This window comes from Streptomyces capitiformicae (assembly GCF_002214185.1).
Taxonomy (GTDB): domain Bacteria; phylum Actinomycetota; class Actinomycetes; order Streptomycetales; family Streptomycetaceae; genus Streptomyces; species Streptomyces capitiformicae.
Genome location: NZ_CP022161.1, coordinates 7,232,721 through 7,253,825, shown reverse-complemented (window position 1 = coordinate 7,253,825; position 21,105 = coordinate 7,232,721). Strand labels below are relative to the sequence as shown.

Below are 21,105 nucleotides of genomic sequence, written 5' to 3'. Positions count from 1 at the left end.
AGTTGCTCAGCGGCCGACCGGATGGACGGCGTGGGAGGTGTTGTCGTCGCAGGCGGAGAACCCGGCCGGGAACGGCGCGCCTTCGCGGACGAGGGACTCGTAGTAGGGCAGGTGCCGCCCGTTGTCGAAGGTGACCGCCGCGACAGTGCGGTCGCCGCGCCCGTACAGCACGCTGAAGGAAGCCTCACCGAGCGCGCCCTGGACGATCTCGACGCGGTCGGCGATGCCGGGGTGGCCGACGCCCTTGATGTTCACGCCGAACTGGCTGGACCAGAAGGACGGCAGGCCGGTGTGGGGGACCGGGTCCTGGCCGTCTCGGCGGGTGATGTTGCGGGCGACCGTCTCGGCCTGGGTGCGGGCGTTACTCCAGTGCTCCACCGACAGCAGACGGCCGGGCAGGACGGGGTGCGGGGCGGCGGCGACGTCGCCGGCCACGTACACGTCCGGCACGATCTCGCCCTGCTCGTCGAGGGCGCGGCAGTGGTCGTCGCACCGCACCCCGCCGGCGTCGGCGAGTACGCCGGAGCCGTCGAGCCATTCGACGTTGCGCTGGGCTCCCATGGCGACGACGGCGAGGTCCGCGTCGACGGTGGTGCCGTCGGACAGGCGGACCTGCCGCAGCGCACCGGTCTCGTCGGCTTCGAAGCCCTGGACGGTGGTGGCCAGGCGCAGGTCGACGCCCTTGCCGCGGGCCAGGTCGGCGACCGCGGAGCCGACCACGCTGCCCAAGGGCCCCTGCAACGGGGTGTGCTGGGCTTCGACGAGGGTGACGTCCAGACCGAGTTCCCGGCAGCCGGAGGCCAGCTCACCGCCGAGGAAGCCGGCGCCGATCACGGCCACCCGGCGTGGCTGCAGGGCCAGGCGGCGCTGGAGTTCGACGGCGTCGTCGCGGGTGCGGACGGTGAGGATGCCGGTGATGCCGTCGGCGGCGCCTCCGGGGAAGGGACGGGCCCGGGTGCCGGTGGCGATCACGACGGTGTCGTAGCCGATGCTGCTGCCGTCCGCGAGGCGCACCAGGCGGCGGCCGGTGTCCAGGGCGACGGCTGCCACCCCGAGGCGGAAGTCGGCGTCCAGGGTCTGGGTGACCGGCAGTTCCAGGCGGTCCGGGGGCAGCTTCTCACTCACGCACGCCTTGGTCAGCGGCGGCCGGTCATACGGACGGTGCGGCTCGTCCCCGATGATCGTCAGCCGCCCTGTGAAGCCCGCCTCACGCAGCGACTCGGCGGTCTTCAACCCGGCCAGCGACGCCCCGACCACGACCACATGAGGGTCCTGGCGCGCACTGGTCGCCGCCGACGCCTCCGCGTCCTCGACACCGAGGGTGATGGCCTGGACGGGGCAGGCCACCTGGGCGCGCACGAGCTGTTCCCGCATCTCGTCGGGCGGGTTCGGCACGTAGGTCAGGGCTTCGGCACCGTGCAGGGTGAAGGCGTCGGGGGCGGCGAACACACACTGCCCGTAGCCCGCGCAGTGGTTCAGATCAACGCTGATCTTCATCGTGCACCCTCCCGCCCGGCCGCGAGCACCGGGAGCAGTACGCGGTCCACCAGCGACTCCAGGAACGCGTCGTCCAACTGCCCGTCGGCGACCAGGACATGGTTCAGCTCCACACCCCGGATCCTCCAGGACCAGCTCGGTGTCGATGCCGGCCGGGATCTTGATCTGGGCGTGGTGCCGCCAGGTGGCCACCGGGTCGCCCCAGGCCTCGACCCGGTAGGTCCACCGGCCGACCGAGGTCGGGGTGACACAGGCGCCCCAGCGGTCGGTGCCGCGGGTCAGTTCGCGCATCGGGGTCCACGGGGCCGGGCGGCCCTCCGGGTCCTTGAGCACGACGTTGGCGGCGACCACACCGTGCCCTTCCCGGAAGAGTGTGGCGGTGACCTCGAAGGTCTCGCCCACCACCGCCTTCGCGGGGCGTCTGCCGCACTCGACGAGCGGGCGGACGTCCCTGATGGGGATACGGCCGATGGCCGGGGTCTGGCTCATGGGTCTCACCTCCGCCGTGCTCGGGATGGGAATTGCGCCGAACGGGTGCCGATACGGGTCCTACCGCCCTGCGGCGGAAGACCGGCCGGACGGTGGACCGCGTCTGGCGGCCTGGTTCTTGCGGCGCTGGCCGGACTGTTCCTTGAGGTATCGCTCGGCGGCCGTGACGGCTTCGCGGGCACAGCGTTTGCCCATCAGCACGCACAGTGTGTAGCCCGAGTCCTCGAAGTGCTCCCGGGCCGCGCGGTCGGCGGGGGACGCGAGCATCAGGCGTTCCCACATGCGGTAACGCCGCAGATGCCTGGCCACCTCGTTCTTGGCCGGCAGCAACATGTGCTGGTCACCTCCCGGCACCCTCGACGGAGCACGCTTCCCTGGGGAGGTCGTGCGCTGAGTGGCATCGGCGCCTCGTGCGGCCGAATGCCTTCACTCATGGTGCACGGGTGACGACCGAGCGTCTTGTTGGTGCTTCAACTACTTCGGGAGGGGCTCGTGTTGCACGAATGGCGTAGCACTCTCACTCTTGAGCTACTCAGGAGTGATCGGTGCTCACGCCTCGTGCTCGGGCCTCGTCCGTGGGGACGATCCGGGGCTCGTTCCGCGGGAGCGAGCAGAGGCGGGAGCTTCGCCGGTGAGGAGCCAACGACGATGAAGACCGCAGTGCCTAGCTACTACCACCTCGACGTGGAAGTCAGTCCGGAACGGGTCGGACAGGTCAGCCGCATCCTGGCCGCTCACCTCCGGTTCTGGGATCTGGAGACCCTCGTCGAGCCCGTCTGCCACAGCGCCGAACTGCTGCTGCGGGCGATCGACGAGCACGCGACGGACAAGAACACCTCGATCGAGATGTGGTGGAACGGCCATCACCTGATCGCCGCTGTCGGGGAGAACGACCGCGAGCTGCGCCCGGACCGGGAGCTGCGCCCCTGCCTGACCCGCATCGCGGCGCTCAGCGACGGCTGGGGCGCCTGCGCCACGGACACCGGCAGCACGGTCATCTGGTTCACCCAGCGGGCACCGGTCGACCAGAGTGTCCCGCTCGTCCCGACGAAGCCCGAGCCGACACTGCGGGAGGTGCTCCAGGTGCCCCGCGAGGTACCGGTCGCCGCCCTCGCCGGCTCGCTGAGCGAGGCACCGAGCGGGGCGCCGAGTGCAGCGCCGAACACGGAGGCGGCCGCGAGGCCGAGCCGGGCGGCGGGCACGCAGCCGACCGCGTCGAGCGCCTGCGACGCCGCGCGGTGACCGGGCGGGCGAAGAGGAACGGGCGCGCGCGACCCGGCAGGAGAGGGTCCGCGCGTCCCACCGGCAAGGCGGCCGCGCGGGCAGACAAAGCTACGCCCGCGCGGCCGCCGCACGACAAGCACGAGAAGCACGACAAGCACGACAAGCACGACAAGCGCGAGATGCACGAGATGCAGGAGAAGCGCGAGAACCGCGAGGAAGAGGTGCCCGTGTGGAGCGGGCACCCCTACCCGCTGGGTGCGGCCTTCGACGGCATGGGCACCAACTTCGCGCTGTTCAGCGAGGTCGCCGAACACGTCGAGCTCGTCCTCGTCGACGACGACGGCGGCCATCGCACCGTCCCGCTGACCGAGGTCGACGGCTTCGTCTGGCATGCTCATCTCCCCGGCGTCGGCCCGGGACAGCGCTACGGCTACCGCGTGCACGGCCCCTGGGACCCGGCCGCCGGCCACCGTTGCGATCCGGCGAAGCTGCTCCTCGACCCGTACACCACAGCCGTGGACGGCCAGGTCGACAACCACCGTTCGCTCTACGAACCCGGCGCCGACAGCGCCGGCCACACCATGCTCGGCGTGGTCACCGACCCCTTCTTCGACTGGGGCGACGACCGCCCGCCCCGGCGCCCGTACGCCGACACGGTCGTCTACGAGGCCCACGTGCGCGGCCTCACCCGCACCCACCCGGACGTCCCCGCCGAACTGCGCGGCACCTATGCCGGGTTGGCGCATCCCGCGGTCGTCGAGCACCTCACCTCGCTCGGCGTGACCGCGATCGAGCTCATGCCGGTGCACCAGTTCGTGCAGGACGGTGTTCTCCAGGACCGGGGCCTCGTCAACTACTGGGGCTACAACACGATCGGCTTCTTCGCGCCGCACAACGCCTACGCCGCCCAGGGCACCCGGGGCGAACAGGTCACCGAGTTCAAGTCGATGGTCAAGGCGCTGCACGCGGCCGGTCTCGAAGTGATCCTCGACGTGGTCTACAACCACACCGCCGAGGGCAACGAGAAGGGCCCCACCCTTTCCTTCCGGGGCATCGACAACGCCTCGTACTACCGTCTGGTGGACGGCGACTGGGCCCACTACTACGACACCACCGGCACCGGGAACAGTCTGCTGATGCGGCACCCGTACGTGCTCCAGCTGATCATGGACTCACTGCGCTACTGGGTCACCGAGATGCACGTCGACGGATTCCGCTTCGACCTCGCCGCCACGCTGGCCCGGCAGTTCCATGAAGTGGACCGGCTGTCGGCGTTCTTCGACCTGATCCAGCAGGACCCGGTGATCAGCCGCGTCAAGCTGATCGCCGAGCCGTGGGACGTGGGCGAGGGCGGCTACCAGGTGGGCAACTTCCCGCCGTTGTGGTCGGAGTGGAACGGCAAGTACCGGGACACGGTACGGGACTTCTGGCGTGGCCAGCCGCACATGCTCGGCGAGTTCGCCCTCCGGCTGACCGGCTCCGCCGACCTGTACGAACACAGCCGGCGCCGACCGCGCGCCAGCGTCAACTTCGTCACCGCGCACGACGGTTTCACCCTGCGCGACCTCGTCTCCTACGACGACAAGCACAACAAGGCCAACGGAGAGGGCAACCGGGACGGCGAGAGCGTCAACCGCTCCTGGAACTGCGGCGCCGAAGGCCCCACCGCCGACCCACGCGTCCTCGCGCTCCGCGCCCGCCAGCAGCGCAACCTCCTCGCCACCCTGCTGCTCTCCCAGGGCATCCCGATGCTCTGCCACGGCGACGAACTGGGCCGCACCCAGCGCGGCAACAACAACGCCTACTGCCAGGACAACGAGGTCTCGTGGATCGACTGGCGGCTCGACGAGGAGCAGCACGCCCTGCTGGACTTCACCCGCCGGCTCATCGCCCTGCGCGCCGCCCACCCCGTACTGCGGCGCCGTCGCTTCTTCCGCGGCGACACGGCGACCCACGCGGACCAGCCGCTGCCCGACCTGGCGTGGCTGCGGCCGGACGCCCGTGAGATGACCGAAGCCGACTGGGACCGCCCCGACGCCCACTCCGTCGGCGTGTTCCTCAACGGCGACGCCATCGCCGAGCCCGACCCGTGCGGCCGCCCCGTCGTCGACGACTCCTTCCTCCTCCTGCTGAACAGTCACTGGGAGCCCATGCCGTTCCGTCTGCCCGGCACCGCGTACGGCGAGCGCTGGACGACCCGTATCGACACGGCCGCCGAGCCGGAGGAGGGCCCGGACGAGTCGGAGTACAAGGCGGGCGCGGAGGTCGTCGTGGCGGCCCGTGGTCTTGTGCTGTTGTCGCGGCGGACCCGGGGAGGGGTGAACGAGCGGCGAACATCTGTTCCGGAACGGGGTGTGCCGCGCGGGCAGCGGGCATAGCGGGAGTGCGTCCGGCCGCGGGGAGCCGGGTGCGAAGGGGGAGAACCGTGGTCAGGTATGTCCACCACCAGTTGATCACTGCTGCAGAGGCCGCGGTCGCCCTGTGCGTGACCGTGCCGGTCGTGTTCGGGCTGCGTGATGTGCCCGAGTCCGATGCGGAGCTCTGGCGGGCGGGGGCCGCCCTCGCGCTCGTCCTGGTGATCTCCGGGCTGTTGTCCTGCACCGTCGGCTGGCCGGGCAGCGAGAAACGCGACTTCGAGACTGCCCTTCCACTGACGGACCCCGAGTCCGTCCTGCCCACCCCCGGGGAATCCCTCCGCCGCAGCTTCGGCTGGGGCTTCGTCGGCTTCCTGGTCGTGGCCGGCCTGGTCGTCGCCCTGGCCTGGGAGCCCCTGGCGGTGTTCTGGCCGTTGCTGTTCGTGCCGGTGCGGATGGTCACCGGGGCATACGCGGCGTACTGGGAACGGCGCCACGGCCTGGTGCTGTGGCGCGGACATGTCGCCGACCAGCCGCTGGGGGAGAAGCAGGCGCTCTACTCGTCCGTACGGCGGCCCGCGGCCCCGTAGCTCGTAGCTGCCGCGGTCAGTGTTCGGCGCGTGAGGTGATCGTGAACTGGGCGCCGTCCGGATCGCGCAGCCGCGCCTCGTCCGTGTTCTGCATGAGGACGGTTCCGCCGTGGTGCTGGGCGGCTTCCACACCGGCCGCCACGTCGGAGACCGAGAAGTGGATCTGCCAGTGGGGCCGGATCGTGGGATCGGGCGCCGCCTCCAGCGCCCCGGAGCTGATCCGGGCCACGACCGTGCCCTGGGAACGCAGCACGACCTCGTTCGCCTCGTAGCGGACCTCACAGCAGCCGGGCTTCTCGGAGGCCCACTCAAGGACCTCGCCGTAGAAGATGGCGGCGTCGAAGGCGTCCCGGGTGTGGAGTCTGACGAAGGCGGGGGCGGCCTTGCGCCAGGCCTCCCAGTCCGTGAAGAGCTCGCCCTCCCAGATCCCGAAGGTGGCCCCGTGCCGGTCGGCCAGCAGGGCCGCCCGTCCGGGAGGGAAGGAGAGGGGGCCGACGGCGACCGTGCCGCCGCGCTCCCTGGCCCGGGACGCCGCCGCGTCCGCGTCGGACACCGCGAAGTACGGCGTCCAGGCGACCGCCATCTGCCACAGGACCGCCACCCCGGCGATCCCGGCCACCGGCACACCGTCCGCCAGCGCGATACGGAAGTGATCGCCGAGTTTGCCCGTGCGCCATTTCCAGCCCAGCACGGCCGAGTAGAACTTCTCCGTGGCCGGCACGTCCCGGCTGGTGAGACTCACCCAGCAAGGGGCGCCGAACACGGAGTGGGTGGACACGACGTTCGCCGTGTCCCTGGAGTTCGTGTCACTGTTCATGGCAGTCGCGTCCTGGTCTCGTCCACCGGTACACATCCGGCCGCACTCCAGTGTCCAACCGAATGCGGGACCGGCGCCCGCCGAGTACCCCCGTGCGGCCTTTCGACCCGGTCGCGACGTGCCCTTCGGCGGGCCGTGCGGACAACCGTTCGGAGGATGACCGGAAGCTCCGGGAGGAGACCTGTGGGTCAGGTCAACTCCCGTCGTACCAGCTCCGTCGGATGGATCACCGCCGCCGGGTCCTCGCCGCCGATCTGCGCCGGCAGCACCCGCACCATCTCGTTGCTGATGCGGTCGCAGGGCTGGCGGATCGTGGTGAGGGCGGGGGTGGACTCCGTCGCCGCGGTGGAGTCGTCGAAGCCGCCGACGGACGCGTCCTCGGGGACCCGGCGGCCCGACCGGCGCAGTGCCGTCAGGGGGGAGTCCACCTGGACCGCCGTCACGGACAACGGCTGGGACCCCACCGATGCCTCCTCCGGCAACGGCTGGGAGAACCAGGCCCTGTTCGGCTACGACGACCGGGCGCTCCCGGCGATGGCGTGGTTCAGCCACCGCTGACGATCGAACCGGTGAGTGAAGAAGGGCCCGTACGTCTCGACGCACGGGCCCTTCGGCCGTTCAGGCGCCGGCAGCGTCCAGGAAACCGTGCAGCGAGGCGGCCATGGCCGCGACGAACCTGTCCTGGACCGGCTCGGGCACACGGTCCAGGGACAGATACGGGTTGAGGTCCTCCAGCTCCACCAGCAGCAGCTCGCCCTCTCGGGTACGGCAGGCGTCCACCCGCTGGATGCCGTGGGCGAGGGTGTTCCAGTCGATGAAACGCCGGGCGAAGTCGAGGTCGGCCGCCGAGGCATCGTAGGGCTCCAGGACCCAGCGCCGGTCGGGATCGGGGGCGTGGAGGGCGTACTGGAAGGTGTCGTCGATGTAGTAGAAGGACACCTCGTAGCGGAAGTCGACGCGCGGCTGGACCAGGACGTCATCCCAGGTCAGGCCCTCCAGCTCCGCCCGAGTCACAAAACTCAGCCCTATGGAGTCCGCACCGGCCTTCGGCTTGACCGCGTACGAGACGGCCTCCGGCAGCCGCCCCAGGTCCTCGGGCCGGTCGACGGTGGGGATGACCGGGTATCCGGACTCGGTCAGGTCCGACAGATACTGCTTGCCGACCATGTCGGCCCGGCCGGTCAGCGGGTTGTAGACGAGGGTGCCGCGCGCCGCCGCCCGGTCGCGGAAGGCGTCGTACTCCCGCTGGTAGTGCAGTACGGGCCCGCTGTTGCGCACCACGACGGCGTCGAAACGGTCCATGAGCGCCGCCGCGTCCAGCGGGTGGCACAGGGCGATGTCGAACTCCGCGCGCAACCGCGAGGTCAGGAAGATGTCCTCGTCGCCGTAGCGCCGCCCACGAGCCGGGTAGGCCGGATCGGTCACGTACAGCAGGCCGGGGCGAGCGGGCACGGTGCTCCTCCCTGTTCGGTGGCGGTCACCATAACCCGAGGTCACGGGGGCTTGGTGGGAGCGCGGGTCGCGGTGTGCGAGCTGCCCGGGAGGCCGGGTGAGCCAGGGCCGACGTCCGGCGCCGGGGGGTGTGCGGGCCCGGCAGGCCCGGGGTTACGCTGTTGATCAGCCGTGATCCGCCTCGCGGCGCGGTGGTGGGGCGCGAGGAGGAGACCTACGCACATGACAGTCCCGCACCCCGACGAGGTCGAGGCCCACCGTCCCCCCGCAGTCGTCGCCCGCCGGTCGGCGAGGCATTCCCCCTGGCAGGGCCAGGCACCCGTCGTCGCGGTTGTCGCCCTCGGCGGCGGCATCGGCGCGGCGGCCCGCTACGGCGCGTCGCTGCTGTGGCCCACGCAGTCCGGCGCCTTCCCCTGGACCACATTCTGGGTGAACGTCGTCGGCTGCTTCGTGATCGGCCTCTTCATGGTCGTGATCATGGACATCTGGGCCGCCCACCGCCTGGTACGGCCCTTCTTCGGCACCGGAGTGCTCGGCGGCTTCACCACTTTCTCGACCTACGCCATCGACATCCAGCGGCTGGTCGAGGACGGCCACCCCCGCACCGCCCTCGCCTACCTCGCCGCCACCCTCCTCGCCGCCCTCACGGCGGTCTGGCTGGCGGCGACGACAGCCCGCCTGGCCCTCACAGGGAGGCGACGATGACCAAACCCGAACGGACACCGCTCACCGGCCCCGCCCTCCGCCTCACCGTCCTGATCGGCGAGCACGACACCTGGCACCACAAGCCGCTGTACAGCGAGATCGTGCACCGGGCGCACGCCGCCGGCCTCGCGGGCGCCAGCGTCTTCCGGGGCATCGAGGGCTTCGGCGCCTCCTCGGTCGTCCACACCTCACGGCTGCTCTCGCTCAGCGAGGAACTGCCGGTCGCGGTGATCGTCGTGGACGCCGAGGAGCGCGTACGGGCGTTCCTGCCGCAGTTGGACGAACTGGTCACCGAGGGGCTCGTCACCCTCGATCCATGCGAGGTCGTCGTCACGAACGCGAAGGGCGAAGCATCGTCGTGAACTGGCTCCTCGTCATCGTCGGCGGAATGGTCGGCGCGCCGCTGCGCTACCTCACCGACCGTGTCGTGCAGTCCCGCCACGACACGGTCTTCCCCTGGGGCACGTTCACCGTGAACGTCGCCGGATCCCTGGCCCTCGGCGTCCTCACCGGCGCTGTGACCGCCGGTGCCGCCACGTCCCATCTGCAACTTCTGCTCGGCACCGGCCTGTGCGGGGCGCTCACCACGTACTCGACCTTCTCGTACGAGACCCTGCGCCTCGCCCAGGACGGCGCGCGCTTCCACGCCGTCGCCAACGTCGTCGCGAGCGTGGTGGCCGGGCTGGGCGCGGCTTTTGTGGGGATGGCGCTGGCGGAGGCCCTCTGGGCGTGAGCCCCGCGCCACCGGAGTGATCCACCACGCCCACCAGCCCGAAGATCGAACCCGCGCCCCCTTGACAGCCCCCTCCCGTCACCCGCAGGATCACCCCCGTGAACCTGTCAGACAGCCAGACAGGTGGCTCGGCACCCCGGCGCGTCAGCGCCATGGAAGCGGTGCTCACCCACCTTCGCGGCGCCATCGAGCGCGGCAAGTACGCCATCGGCGAGAAGCTCCCCTCCGAGGCGGAGCTGTGCCGGCAGCTCGAAGTGAGCCGTCCGGTGCTCCGTGAGGCGCTGCGCGCCCTGCAGGTGATGGGCCTGACCCAGTCCCGTACCGGCAAGGGCACCTTCGTGATCGCGAACACCGTCGAGGACCCCACCTTCGGCGACTACGCGGCCAGCGACCTGCTCGAAGTACGCCGCCATGTGGAGATCCCGGTCGCCGGGTACGCGGCGGCGCGCCGCACCCCCGAGAACCTGGACCATCTGGCCCACCTCCTGGACCGGATGGAGCGGGAGACCGACACCACCGCCTGGGTCGCGATGGACACGCTGTTCCACCTGGCCGTGGCCGAGGCCGCCCAAAACCCGGTGTTCCGCCGGGTCATCGAGGAGATCCGGGACGCACTGGCGCGTCAGTCGGCCTTCCTCAACGAACTGGGCGGCCGGCGCGAGCAGTCCAATCGCGAGCACCGGGCCATCGTCGAGGCGCTGATCGACGGTTCCGAACACGACGCGGTGGAGGCCATGTCCCACCACCTCGACCGCGTCGAGACCACCCTCACCCACATCGTGCGTTCCCCACGCACGGACACCCCCACGGAAGGCGGACCCGAGGCGTGAGCGAGCAGCACCTCAAAGACGAGACGCGCACACCGGCCGCACCCCATGTCGACGCGGGCGACCAGGGCTACAGCAAGTCCCTCAAGGCCCGGCACGTCAATATGATCGCCATCGGCGGCGCGATCGGCACCGGCCTCTTCCTCGGCGCCGGCGGCCGGCTCGCCGACGCCGGCCCCTCCCTCTTCATCGCGTACGCCGTCTGCGGCGTCTTCGCCTTCCTCGTCGTCCGCGCCCTCGGCGAACTGGTCCTGTACCGGCCCTCGTCCGGCGCGTTCGTGTCCTACGCCCGTGAGTTCCTCGGGGAGAAGGGCGCGTACACGGCCGGCTGGATGTACTTCCTGAACTGGGCCACCACCGGTATCGCCGACATCACGGCCGTCGCCGTCTACACCCACTACTGGGGCATGTTCTCCGACATCCCGCAGTGGGTGATCGCGCTGATCGCGCTCGCGGTGGTCCTCACCGTGAACCTGATCTCGGTGAAGATGTTCGGCGAACTGGAGTTCTGGTTCGCGATCATCAAGGTCGGAGCGCTCGTCGTCTTCATGTGCATCGGCATCTTCCTGCTGGTCACCCAGCACGAGGTCGGTGACACCACCCCCGGCCCGTCCCTGATCACCGACAACGGCGGCGTCTTCCCCAACGGGCTGCTGCCCATGCTGCTGATCATCCAGGGCGTCGTCTTCGCCTACGCCTCCGTCGAGCTGGTCGGTGTCGCCGCCGGTGAGACCGAGAACCCCGAGCAGATCATGCCGAAGGCCATCAACTCGATCATGTGGCGCGTGGGCCTGTTCTACGTCGGCTCGGTCGTCCTGCTGTCGATGCTGCTGCCCTGGTCCGCGTACTCGAAGGACGAGAGCCCGTTCGTCACCGTGCTCTCCAACATCGGTGTCCCGGCGGCGGGCGGCGTCATGAACCTGGTCGTGCTCACCGCCGCCATGTCGTCGCTCAACTCCGGCCTGTACTCCACCGGCCGCATCCTGCGCTCGATGGCGATGTCCGGCTCCGCACCGAAGTTCACCTCGGTGATGAGCCGCAGCCAGGTCCCGTACGGCGGCATCCTGCTCACCAGCGGTATCTGTGTCCTCGGTGTCGGGCTGAACGCCTTCGTCCCCGCCGACGCCTTCGAGATCGTCCTCAACTTCGCCGCGATCGGCATCATCTGCACCTGGGGCATGATCATGATTTGCCATCTGCTCTTCTGGCAGAAGACACAGAAGGGCGAACTGACCCGGCCGAGCTACCAGCTCCCGGGCTCCCCCTGGACCGAACTCGTGACGCTGTTCTTCCTCGCGTCCGTGCTGGTCCTCATGTACGCCGACGGCGGCGCCGGCCGCACGACGGTGCTGTGCATCCCGCTGATCGTGGGAGCACTCGTGGTGGGCTGGTTCGGTATACGCCGCCGGGCCGCCCGGAACTCGACCGGAGCGGATGCGTGAACCAGGCAGTGATGTACGACCCCACGACCACCGGCGCTGCGGCGATCCCTGCGGCTCCGGTGGCCGCGGCCCCCGCGATCCGGGAACCGCTCCACGCCCCCGTCGCGCACCTCGTACGCGGAGGTGTCATCGAGGGCATCCACTACGGCTCCGTCGTGGTGCTGGGTGCCGACGGGGAGGTGGAACTCCAACTCGGCGACATCGAGGCGGCGTTCTACCCCCGGTCGGCGCTCAAGCCGGTCCAGGCCGTGGCGATGCTGCGCGCCGGACTGCCCCTGGACGGCGAACTGCTGTCGCTGACCGCCGCCAGCCACTCCGGCGAGGAACGCCACCTCGCCGGAACCCGGCGCATCCTGGAACTCGCCGGGGTCACGGAGGGCGACCTGCGCAACGTCACGGACATGCCGTACGACCCCGCCGTCCGCGACGCGTGGATACGGGACCGGCGCGGGCCTTCCCGCCTCGCGCAGAACTGCTCCGGCAAGCACGCGGCGATGCTCTACACGTGCAAGCTGAACGGCTGGTCGCTCGACGACTACCTCGACCCGGCGCACCCGCTGCAGCAGGCCATCGCCGAGATAGTCGAGGACATGACCGGGCAGGCCATCGCCCAGGTGACCGTCGACGGCTGCGGCGCGCCTCTCTTCTCCGTCTCCCTGCACGGCCTGGCCCGTGCCCTCGCCCGCATCACCACCGCCGCCGAGGGCACGCCCGAGCGGGCGGTCGCCGACGCCATGCGCGACCACCCCGAGCTGGCGTCCGGCGCCGGGCGCGACGTGGCCGCGCTGATGCGGGCCGTGCCCGGCCTGCTCAGCAAGGACGGTTTCGAGGGCGTGCAGGTCGCCGCGCTCCCCGACGGCCGGGCCGTCGCCGTGAAGATCGCGGACGGGGCGAACCGGGCGCGCGTCCCGGTGACCGCCGCCGCGCTCGTCCGGGCCGACGTCGACCCCGTGGCTCTCGCCGAGTTCGCCGGCGAGCCCCTCCTGGGCGGCGGCCACCCGGTCGGCCAGGTCCGCCCGGTCCGCGCGCTCGACCCACTGCCGCGCCAGTAGCCGTACCGAAGCCGTTTTCGCCCCCGCCGCCCCCGCGCCCCTGGGGGCGCGGGGACCTGCGCAAGCAACCAACGACAACCCGCACCCGCCATACAAACCGCACCCCCCGAGCTCTCAGGCGCAGCGGGGCCGAAGGGGCAGCCGCCCCCTGGAGACGGGACGGGTAGGGGCGGCGGGGGCGGCAAAAAACCGCACAAGCCGCCGCACACCCTGCTCGCCCCACCCGCACCCTCACGGAAAGAAGGCCCACCCCGCCATGACCGCCGCCGCAGCCACCCGTAGCGAACACGATCTGCTCGGAGACCGCGACGTCCCCGCCGACGCGTACTGGGGGGTCCACACCCTGCGCGCCACGGAGAACTTCCCCATCACCGGCACCCCGATCTCGACCTACCCGCACCTGATCGACGCCCTGGCGGCCGTCAAGGAGGCCGCCGCCCGCGCCAACGAGGAACTCGGTCTGCTCGCCCCCGAGAAGGCGGCCGCGATCATCGAGGTCTGCCGGGAGATCCGGGAGGGCAAGCTGCACGACCAGTTCGTCGTCGACGTCGTGCAGGGAGGTGCCGGCACCTCCACCAACATGAACGCCAACGAGGTCGTCGCGAACCGGGCGTTGGAGCTGCTGGGCCACGAGAGGGGCCAGTACGAGCACCTGCACCCCAACGAGGACGTCAACCTCGGCCAGTCCACCAACGACGTCTACCCGACCGCCGTCAAGATCGCGACCGTCTACGCCGTGCGCGAGCTGCTGAAGGCGATGGCGGTGCTCCAGGACTCCTTCGCCCGCAAGGCCGTCGAGTTCCGCGACGTGCTGAAGATGGGACGCACCCAGCTCCAGGACGCCGTGCCGATGACGCTGGGGCAGGAGTTCTCGGCGTACGCGGTGATGCTCGACGAGGACCGCAGCCGCCTCGCCGAGGCCGTGGAACTGGTCCACGAGATCAACCTCGGCGCCACCGCGATCGGCACGGGCCTGAACGCCCCCGCCGGGTACGCCGAGTCGGCGCGACGGCATCTCGCCGAGATCACGGGGCTGCCGCTGGTGACCGCCGCCAACCTTGTCGAGGCCACCCAGGACTGCGGTGCCTTCGTGCAGATGTCGGGCGTGCTCAAGCGCATCGCCGTCAAGCTCTCCAAGAGCTGCAACGACCTGCGCCTGCTCTCCTCCGGGCCGCGCGCGGGACTCAACGAGATCAACCTGCCGCCGGTGCAGGCTGGTTCGTCCATCATGCCGGGCAAGGTCAACCCGGTGATTCCCGAGGTCGTCAACCAGGTGGCCTTCGAGGTGATCGGCAACGACGTCGCCATCACCATGGCGGCGGAGGCCGGACAGCTCCAGCTCAACGCCTTCGAACCGATCATCCTGCACTCCCTGTCGGAGTCGATCACCCATCTGCGCGCCGCCTGCCTCACCCTCGCCGAGCGCTGCGTCGACGGCATCACCGCCAACGAGGAGGAACTGCGCGCGGCCGTGGAGAACTCCATCGGCCTGGTCACCGCCCTCAACCCGCACATCGGCTACACGGCGGCCACCGACATCGCCAAGGAGGCCCTCGCCACCGGCCGCGGCGTCGCCGAACTCGTCCAGGAGAAGGGCCTGTTGCCCGCCGAACGCCTCCAGCAGCTGCTGAAGCCGGAGGTACTCGCCGGCAGCGGTGTACCCGCGGCCTGACCTGCCACGACGCGACCAGGACCGGCTCGGAGGCACAATGGTGATCATGACAACGACGTCGTCCCTCACCTTCCAGCCGGTCCTGGAACGCATCGCCGAGGAGATGGAACGGACCCCGGGCCGCGGCCGTCCCGCCGACTACATCCCGGCGCTCGCGGCCCGCGACCCCCGCCGTTTCGGGATGGCCGTCGCGGAACTCGACGGCACGGTGTACGGCGTGGGGGACTGGCGGGAGCCGTTCTCCACGCAGTCCATCACCAAGGTCTTCACCCTCGCCCTCGACCTGGCCCGCGAGGGCGACGAACTCTGGGAACACGTCGGCCGCGAACCCTCCGGCAACCCCTTCAACTCCCTGGTCCAGTTGGAGTACGAGAACGGAATCCCGCGCAACCCGTTCATCAACGCGGGCGCCCTGGTCGTCACCGACCGCCTCCAGACCCGTACCGGCGACGCGGCCGGCGAGATGCTGTCCTTCCTCCGCGCGGAGAGCGGCAACCCGGACCTGGGCTTCGACGAGGAGATCGCCGCCTCCGAGTCCGCCCACGGCGACCGCAACGCCGCCCTCGCCCACTTCATGGCGTCCTACGGCAACATCGACAACCCCGTACCGGCCCTCCTGGACCAGTACTTCCGTCAGTGCTCCCTCAACGCCTCCTGCGCCGACCTGGCCCTCGCCACCACCTTCCTGGCCCGCCACGGCGTCCGCGCCGACGGCACCCGCCTGCTGACCCGCAGTCAGGCCAAGCAGGTCAACGCGGTCATGCTGACCTGCGGCACCTACGACGCGGCCGGCGACTTCGCCTACCGCGTGGGCCTGCCCGGCAAGAGCGGCGTGGGCGGCGGCATCATCGCGGTCGTACCGGGGCGCTGCACGCTGTGCGTGTGGAGTCCGGGCCTGGACGAGCGGGGCAACTCGGTGGTGGGAGTGGCGGCACTGGACCGGTTCACGACACTGACGGGTTTGTCGGTCTTCTGACAAACCACTGCTCACATCCTGGCCATGTCGCGGTTCCTGTCCGGAGGGCATCATGTTGCCTGCCCGCCACCCCGCGTTGACATGGTGACAGAGTGTTGGCCATCGCTTTTCCCGTCGACCTTCGCCGCTGCCAGGCCCTTGGCCTGGCAGGATCCGCCTTTCTCGCCCTGGGAGGTGAAACCGCCGGTGCCCTGCCCGTCCAGGATCTGCTCTCGCCGACCTCGGGGCGCGGTGCGCTGGGTCTGGTCGGTGTTTACTTCGGCGTCGTCCTGCTGATAGCCGCCTGGGCGCTGTTGGGGAAGGTGATACGCGGCCCCGAACCACCGACGTCCCGCTCACTGCTGCTCGTTCTGGCCGTCTGGGCGGCCCCCCTGCTGCTCGCGCCGCCGCTGTTCAGCCGGGACGTGTACAGCTACCTCGCCCAGGGCGCCATGGTCGACGCGCACATCGACGTCTACATGCACGGGCCCGCCCGGCTCGGCGGACCGCTCGCTGACGAGGTGGCGCCCATGTGGCGGCACACGGCGACGCCGTACGGCCCGGTCTTCCTCGCCGTGGCGTCCGGGCTCTCCGGCCTCACCGAGGGGCGGATACCGGCAGGGCTCATCGGGATGCGCGTGATCGCCCTGCTCGGCGTGGCCCTGATGGCGGTGGCGCTGCCCCGCCTGGCCCGGCACAGCGGCGCCGACCCGGCCGTCGCGCTCTGGCTCGGCGCGCTCAACCCGCTGGTCCTGCTCCACCTCGTGGCCGGTGCCCACAACGACGCGATGATGCTCGGGCTGCTGGGCGTCGGACTGGTGATGGCGCGGGGCCGCTGGTACCTCCTCGGCGCCGTTCTCGTGACGCTCGCCGCGCTGGTGAAGGCGCCCGCCGCGCTCGGACTGCTGGCCGTGGTCGTGATGCGCGGACGTAGCCACTGGGTACGGACGACCGCGATGACCGCGGCGGTCGCTTCGGCCACCACGGTCGTGGCGACCGCCCTGGCCGGTACGGGATACGGCTGGATCGCCGCCCTGCGCACCCCGGTGTCCCCGGACAACTGGTCGCCGACCAGCGTCCTCGGCCGCGTCACCGGCAACGTGCTCCACGAACTGGGCAGCGACCTCGCCCCGCTCGCCCTGCCGGCCTGGCGTACCGCCGGACTGCTGGTGACCCTGGCCGTCGTCCTCTTCATATGGCTGCGCCTGAGACCCGGCCCGGTCTACGCCCTCGGCCTCAGCCTGGCCGTCGTGGCCGTGCTCGGCCCCGCGATACGCCCCTGGTACGCCCTGTGGGGGCTGTTCCTCATCGCCGCGGCGGCACGGGACGCCTCCGTGCAGCGCAGGATCGCCGCCGCCAGCGGGGTGCTCGCGCTGGCCGTGCTGCCGAGCGGGTACCCGGCGGACTCCGAGCAGATCGCCCTGGCGGTGTGCGGGGGAGTGCTCGCGGTGGTCGTCCTCTGGCAGGCCCACCAGGCCGCGCAGGCCACCCCGGTTCTGGAGCGGACCGCATGAGGGCGCCCAGAACCGACCGCACCCGCGTCCTGCTGGTACTCGCCCTCGTCATCGCCGTCACCGTCTTCACCGCGACCGTCCCCCTGCTGCGCGGCTGGTTCGACCTGCGCGTCTACCACGGGACGATCGACACCTGGGTCCACCACGGCGGCCGGATCTACGACTACCGCGTGCCGGGCACCATGTACGGGTTCACCTATCCGCCGTTCGCGGCCGTGAGCATGCTGCCGATGGCGCTGGTCGACCTGCGCACCGCGGTCGCGCTGTGCCTGCTGCTCAATCTGGCGTCGCTCGCGGCCGTGCTGTACGTCCTCGGAGGGCCGCGCCTGCGGAGCTTCCGCTGGTTCGGCGTGGCCCTCGTGTTCTGCGTGCTCGCCGTGTTCGAACCGGTCCGGGACACCTTCAGCTTCGGCCAGGTGAACCTCATGCTCCTGGCCCTGGTGCTCCTCGACGCGTGGCTGCTGTCCACCGGCCGGGGGCGCTGGGCCGGTATCGGCATCGGTCTGGCGGCGGCGGTGAAGCTGACGCCCGCCATCTTCATCGGCATGCTCCTGCTCGCCCGGCGGTGGCGCGCCGCCGGGCTCGCGACCGCCGTCGCCGCGGCCGCCACCGCGGCGGCGGCCTGGATCGCCCCGGAGGCCTCCCGCTTCTACTGGACCGAGGCACTGTGGGACACCAGCCGCATCGGCCGCCTCGAGTACGTCTCCAACCAGTCGCTGCAAGGCGTCCTGGCCCGCCTCGTGGCACCGGACGAACCCAGCCGCACCGTATGGGCGTTGATGGTGCTCGCGGTGCTGGGCGTGTGGGCGTGGCAGGTACGCAGGGCGGTGCGCGCGGACGACTGGATCGCCGCGTTCGCCGTCACCGGGCTGACCGCGTGCCTGGTCAGCCCGATCACCTGGGTGCACCATCTGGTCTGGCTGCTGCCGTCCTTCGCGGTCCTGCTGAGACATCGCCGGCTGCTGCCGCTCACGGCGTGCCTGTACGTGGTGCTGTGCAGCAGCGTCGTCTGGCTCTGGTTCGACGGCGCGTCCGGCATCGACGGCTTCGTCGGCAGCAACGCCTATGTGTGGATCACCCTCGGCCTGCTGCTGTGGCTGCCCATCGGTCAGTCCCCGGTGAACCTTCCCTTCCTGAACCGCAGGGACAACACCACGGCCGCCGCAGCCAACCCGGCAGCGACCGAGCCCACGATCACGCCCGCCGACGGCCAACCGGGACCCGTCACCTCCTCCTTCTCACGGACGGGAGGCGCCGACTCGGGGCCGGGCTGAGGTGCCGCCGCCGGGCGTGGCGGCAGCAGCGAGCCCACGGGCTCGACGCGTCCGGCGGCACGGAAACCCCAGTCGAGCAGCGAACGGGTCTCCTCGTACACGGCGAGCCCGCCGCCCACCCGGGGCTTCAGCACCGTGGTGACGAGGGTGCGTCCGCCTCGCTCGGCGGCGGCGACCAGGGTGTTGCCCGCGTTGCTGGTGTAGCCGTTCTTGATGCCGATCAGCCCCGGATAGCGGGCGACCCCCGCGCCCGTGAGCAGCCGGTTGGTGTTCCGGATGTCGTACGACGAGCCGCCCGCGGGGAACTTCGCCGTGACCGTGGCGCAGTACGCGGCGAACTCCGCGTTGCGCAGTCCGGCCCGCCCGAACACCGCCAGGTCGTACGCCGATGACACCTGACCGGGAGCGTCGTAGCCGTCGGGTGAGACGACCCGGGTGTCGAGGGCACCGAGGGCCCGGGCCTTGGCCTGCATCTGCTCGGCGGTGGCCCGCCAGCCGCCGTTGAGAGCGGCCAGTACCCGTACGGCGTCGTTGCCCGAGCTGAGGAAGACACCGCGCCACAGGTCGGCCACGCGGTAGGTGTGGTTCTCCTTGACGCCGACCAGACTGCTCCCCGCGCCGAGGTCCGCCAGTTCCTCGCGCTCGACGGTGTGTCTGAGGCCCGCCGGGAGTTCCGGCAGGACGGTGAGCGCGAACAGGGTCTTCAGGGTGCTGGCGGGCGGCAGTCTGAGGTGGGCGTTGTGCGAGGCGAGCACCTCGCCGGTGCGGGCGTCGGCCACCAGCCACGCCACCGCGGAGACGTCCCGGGGAAGCCCGGGCGCCCCGGGGCGTGGCCGCACCTGGACCCCCGGCCGGTACAGCGGCGGCGGCTCCCGCACGGCCTTGGCGTCCAGCGCGGCCGACCCGACCGAGGGACCGGCGCCCCGCGGGCTCGACGCGACGGCAAGCGCGCCGATCGCGCAGAGGGCGGAACAACAGAGGGCGACGCGGGATGAGAATCCGATGGTCATACCGCAAACGTAGGAATGGTCGTGCGCTGGACTCGGGTGCCAGGGCCGAGCGAGCGGATCGAGCACCCGGATGCCGCACGGTGGATGCGTGTCCGCGGTCGGCGGGGGTAAAAAGCATGGGGCGCAGCCCCTGCTTTTCAGGGGCGCGGGGAACTGCGCGAGCAACCACACACGAACCCACAGCAGCCAACGCACCCTGACCCCCGAGCTCTATCGCGACAACTGCCCAAGAAACGTCGCGTTGTCCGGCGTGGCCCGCATCCGCTCCAGCAGTGCCTCGACGTTCGCCTGGCCCTCACGCGAGCGCAGGGCCCGCCGCAGCCCTCGTACGGCGAACAACTCGCCCGGTGTCAGCAGGAGTTCCTCGCGGCGGGTCCCGGACGGGGTGATGTCGACCGCGGGGAAGACCCGCCGGTCGGCGAGGGCGCGGTCCAGGCGGAGCTCCATGTTGCCGGTGCCCTTGAGCTCCTCGAAGAAGAAGTCGTCGGCGCGGGAGCCGGTCTCGACCAGGGTGGTGGCGAGGATGGTGAGGGAGCCGGCCTCCTCGGTCAGCCGGGCGGCACCGAAGAGCCGCTTCGGACCCTGCAACGCGGCGGCGTCGACACCGCCGCTGAGGGTGCGGCCACCGGCGGCGGCCGCGTTGTTGTGGGCCCGGCACAGCCGGGTCAGGGAGTCCAGCAGGATCACGACGTCCTCGCCCTGCTCGACGAGCCGCTTGGCGCGCTCCACGACGAGTTCGGCGAGCGCGATGTGCTGCTTGGGGGACCGGTCGAACGCAGAGGCGTACACCTCGCCCCGCACGGAGCGCCGCATGTCGGTCACCTCCTCGGGCCGCTCGTCGACCAGGACGACCATGAGGTGGGCCTCGGGGTGGTTGGCGGCGATCGCGGCGGCCAACTGCTGGAGCAGCACCGTCTTGCCGGTCTTGGGCGGCGCCACGATCAGCCCGCGCTGGCCCTTGCCGACCGGTGCCACCAGGTCGACCAGACGGCCCGTGACACCGCTCGCCCGGTGTTCGAGCCGCAGCCGCGTGCGCGGGTGCAGCGGGGTGAGATCGCCGAAGTGCGGGCGGCCGCGCAGCTCTTCGGGCGTACGGCCGTTGATCCGCTCGACCTCGGTGAGGGCGCGTCGGCCGTCGCGTACGCCCTCGACTGTGTCGCCCTTGCGCAGGCCGTACCGGCGGATCAGCGCGGCGGGAACCTGTGGATCCGAGCTGGTGGACAGCCCGATCTCGGCGCGCAGGTGTCCCTGCCCGCCCTGTGCGATCTCCAGGACGCCGGTGATCCGGGCCGGGGGCTGCCGATGGGTGGAAGTGCGTTCGAGTGTGGTGGTGGTCATGGGGGAGGTCCTTTCGAGGACGTCATGGAAAACGCATGAGAAGGGGGGAGGAGAGAGAGCACACACCCGGCCGCAGGCGCGAGGCGGTGCGGAGAAGCTGACGGCCGGTCGGGAATCGACGGGCGGTTCAGCGGGAGAGATCTCAGGATATGAGAGAGCG

Annotated in this window: 18 protein-coding genes and 2 pseudogenes; 13 read left to right on the top strand and 7 right to left on the bottom strand. The window is 71.0% G+C overall.

The window, feature by feature from the left end:
* Positions 1 to 6: 6 nt before the first annotated feature.
* The gene (locus tag CES90_RS32395) at positions 7 to 1,986 is read right to left on the bottom strand and encodes a maltotransferase domain-containing protein (protein ID WP_208921473.1); all 1,980 of its coding nucleotides are present in this window, start codon (positions 1,984 to 1,986) and stop codon (positions 7 to 9) included.
* A gap of 60 nt (positions 1,987 to 2,046) precedes the next feature.
* The gene (locus tag CES90_RS32390; protein WP_189787265.1) at positions 2,047 to 2,319 is read right to left on the bottom strand and encodes a DUF5133 domain-containing protein; all 273 of its coding nucleotides are present in this window, start codon (positions 2,317 to 2,319) and stop codon (positions 2,047 to 2,049) included.
* Between the two features lie 315 nt (positions 2,320 to 2,634).
* Between CES90_RS32390 and CES90_RS32385 the strand changes: the two genes are divergently transcribed.
* From CES90_RS32385 to CES90_RS32375, 3 genes are all read left to right on the top strand, one after another.
* Positions 2,635 to 3,228: a pep a2 gene (locus CES90_RS32385; protein ID WP_189787264.1), complete on the top strand. Its 594-nt coding sequence runs from the start codon at positions 2,635 to 2,637 to the stop codon at positions 3,226 to 3,228.
* A 161-nt stretch (positions 3,229 to 3,389) separates the two neighbouring features.
* On the top strand, positions 3,390 to 5,588 hold the full coding sequence (glgX, locus tag CES90_RS32380; protein ID WP_229914329.1) for a glycogen debranching protein GlgX: 2,199 nt from the start codon (positions 3,390 to 3,392) through the stop codon (positions 5,586 to 5,588).
* A gap of 47 nt (positions 5,589 to 5,635) precedes the next feature.
* A complete protein-coding gene (locus CES90_RS32375) occupies positions 5,636 to 6,154 on the top strand; it encodes a hypothetical protein (RefSeq protein WP_189787263.1) in 519 nt (172 codons plus the stop codon).
* A gap of 16 nt (positions 6,155 to 6,170) precedes the next feature.
* Here the strand turns inward: CES90_RS32375 and CES90_RS32370 are convergent, their stop codons facing one another.
* The 3 genes and pseudogenes from CES90_RS32370 to CES90_RS32360 form a co-directional block, all read right to left on the bottom strand.
* Positions 6,171 to 6,971, bottom strand: coding sequence for a VOC family protein (locus CES90_RS32370; RefSeq protein WP_189787262.1), 801 nt, complete (start codon positions 6,969 to 6,971; stop codon positions 6,171 to 6,173).
* 188 nt (positions 6,972 to 7,159) lie between these two features.
* A pseudogene (locus CES90_RS32365) lies at positions 7,160 to 7,387 on the bottom strand (substrate-binding domain-containing protein); the annotation flags it as partial.
* A 202-nt stretch (positions 7,388 to 7,589) separates the two neighbouring features.
* Positions 7,590 to 8,423: an ATP-grasp domain-containing protein gene (locus CES90_RS32360; RefSeq protein ID WP_189787261.1), complete on the bottom strand. Its 834-nt coding sequence runs from the start codon at positions 8,421 to 8,423 to the stop codon at positions 7,590 to 7,592.
* A 222-nt stretch (positions 8,424 to 8,645) separates the two neighbouring features.
* On the opposite strand from CES90_RS32360, the gene crcB (CES90_RS32355) reads away from it, so the two are divergent.
* The 10 genes and pseudogenes from crcB (CES90_RS32355) to CES90_RS50135 all read left to right on the top strand — a co-directional run.
* A complete protein-coding gene (gene crcB, locus CES90_RS32355; protein WP_189787260.1) occupies positions 8,646 to 9,128 on the top strand; it encodes a fluoride efflux transporter CrcB in 483 nt (160 codons plus the stop codon).
* Entirely contained in the window at positions 9,125 to 9,490 is a 366-nt protein-coding gene (locus tag CES90_RS32350; RefSeq protein ID WP_189787259.1) for a DUF190 domain-containing protein, read from the top strand. The genes crcB (CES90_RS32355) and CES90_RS32350 overlap by 4 nt, the downstream gene beginning before the upstream one ends.
* Positions 9,487 to 9,861 (top strand): fluoride efflux transporter CrcB, encoded by a 375-nt coding sequence (gene crcB / locus CES90_RS32345; RefSeq protein WP_189787258.1) that lies wholly within the window; start codon positions 9,487 to 9,489, stop codon positions 9,859 to 9,861. The genes CES90_RS32350 and crcB (CES90_RS32345) overlap by 4 nt, the downstream gene beginning before the upstream one ends.
* Before the next feature lie 98 nt (positions 9,862 to 9,959).
* Complete coding sequence (locus CES90_RS32340) at positions 9,960 to 10,691, top strand: FadR/GntR family transcriptional regulator (RefSeq protein ID WP_189787257.1); 732 nt, start codon at positions 9,960 to 9,962, stop codon at positions 10,689 to 10,691.
* The gene (locus tag CES90_RS32335) at positions 10,688 to 12,130 is read left to right on the top strand and encodes an amino acid permease (RefSeq protein ID WP_189787256.1); all 1,443 of its coding nucleotides are present in this window, start codon (positions 10,688 to 10,690) and stop codon (positions 12,128 to 12,130) included. Before CES90_RS32340 ends, CES90_RS32335 begins: the two co-directional genes overlap by 4 nt.
* Positions 12,131 to 12,141: 11 nt before the next feature.
* Positions 12,142 to 13,182, top strand: coding sequence for an asparaginase (locus CES90_RS32330; RefSeq protein WP_189787271.1), 1,041 nt, complete (start codon positions 12,142 to 12,144; stop codon positions 13,180 to 13,182).
* A 256-nt stretch (positions 13,183 to 13,438) separates the two neighbouring features.
* Positions 13,439 to 14,854, top strand: a complete 1,416-nt coding sequence (aspA, locus tag CES90_RS32325; protein ID WP_189787255.1) for an aspartate ammonia-lyase — start codon at positions 13,439 to 13,441, stop codon at positions 14,852 to 14,854.
* A gap of 37 nt (positions 14,855 to 14,891) precedes the next feature.
* The gene (locus CES90_RS32320) at positions 14,892 to 15,830 is read left to right on the top strand and encodes a glutaminase (protein WP_189787254.1); all 939 of its coding nucleotides are present in this window, start codon (positions 14,892 to 14,894) and stop codon (positions 15,828 to 15,830) included.
* A gap of 101 nt (positions 15,831 to 15,931) precedes the next feature.
* The gene (mptB, locus tag CES90_RS32315; protein WP_189787270.1) at positions 15,932 to 17,323 is read left to right on the top strand and encodes a polyprenol phosphomannose-dependent alpha 1,6 mannosyltransferase MptB; all 1,392 of its coding nucleotides are present in this window, start codon (positions 15,932 to 15,934) and stop codon (positions 17,321 to 17,323) included.
* Positions 17,320 to 18,156, top strand: a pseudogene (locus CES90_RS50135) (glycosyltransferase family 87 protein); the annotation flags it as partial. The gene mptB and the pseudogene CES90_RS50135, both read left to right, overlap by 4 nt.
* 275 nt (positions 18,157 to 18,431) lie before the next feature.
* Here CES90_RS50135 and CES90_RS32310 read toward each other — a convergent pair.
* The gene (locus tag CES90_RS32310) at positions 18,432 to 19,607 is read right to left on the bottom strand and encodes a D-alanyl-D-alanine carboxypeptidase family protein (protein WP_189787253.1); all 1,176 of its coding nucleotides are present in this window, start codon (positions 19,605 to 19,607) and stop codon (positions 18,432 to 18,434) included.
* Between the two features lie 210 nt (positions 19,608 to 19,817).
* Positions 19,818 to 20,945, bottom strand: a complete 1,128-nt coding sequence (gene rho / locus CES90_RS32305; RefSeq protein ID WP_189787252.1) for a transcription termination factor Rho — start codon at positions 20,943 to 20,945, stop codon at positions 19,818 to 19,820.
* Between the last annotated feature and the right edge of the window lie 160 nt (positions 20,946 to 21,105).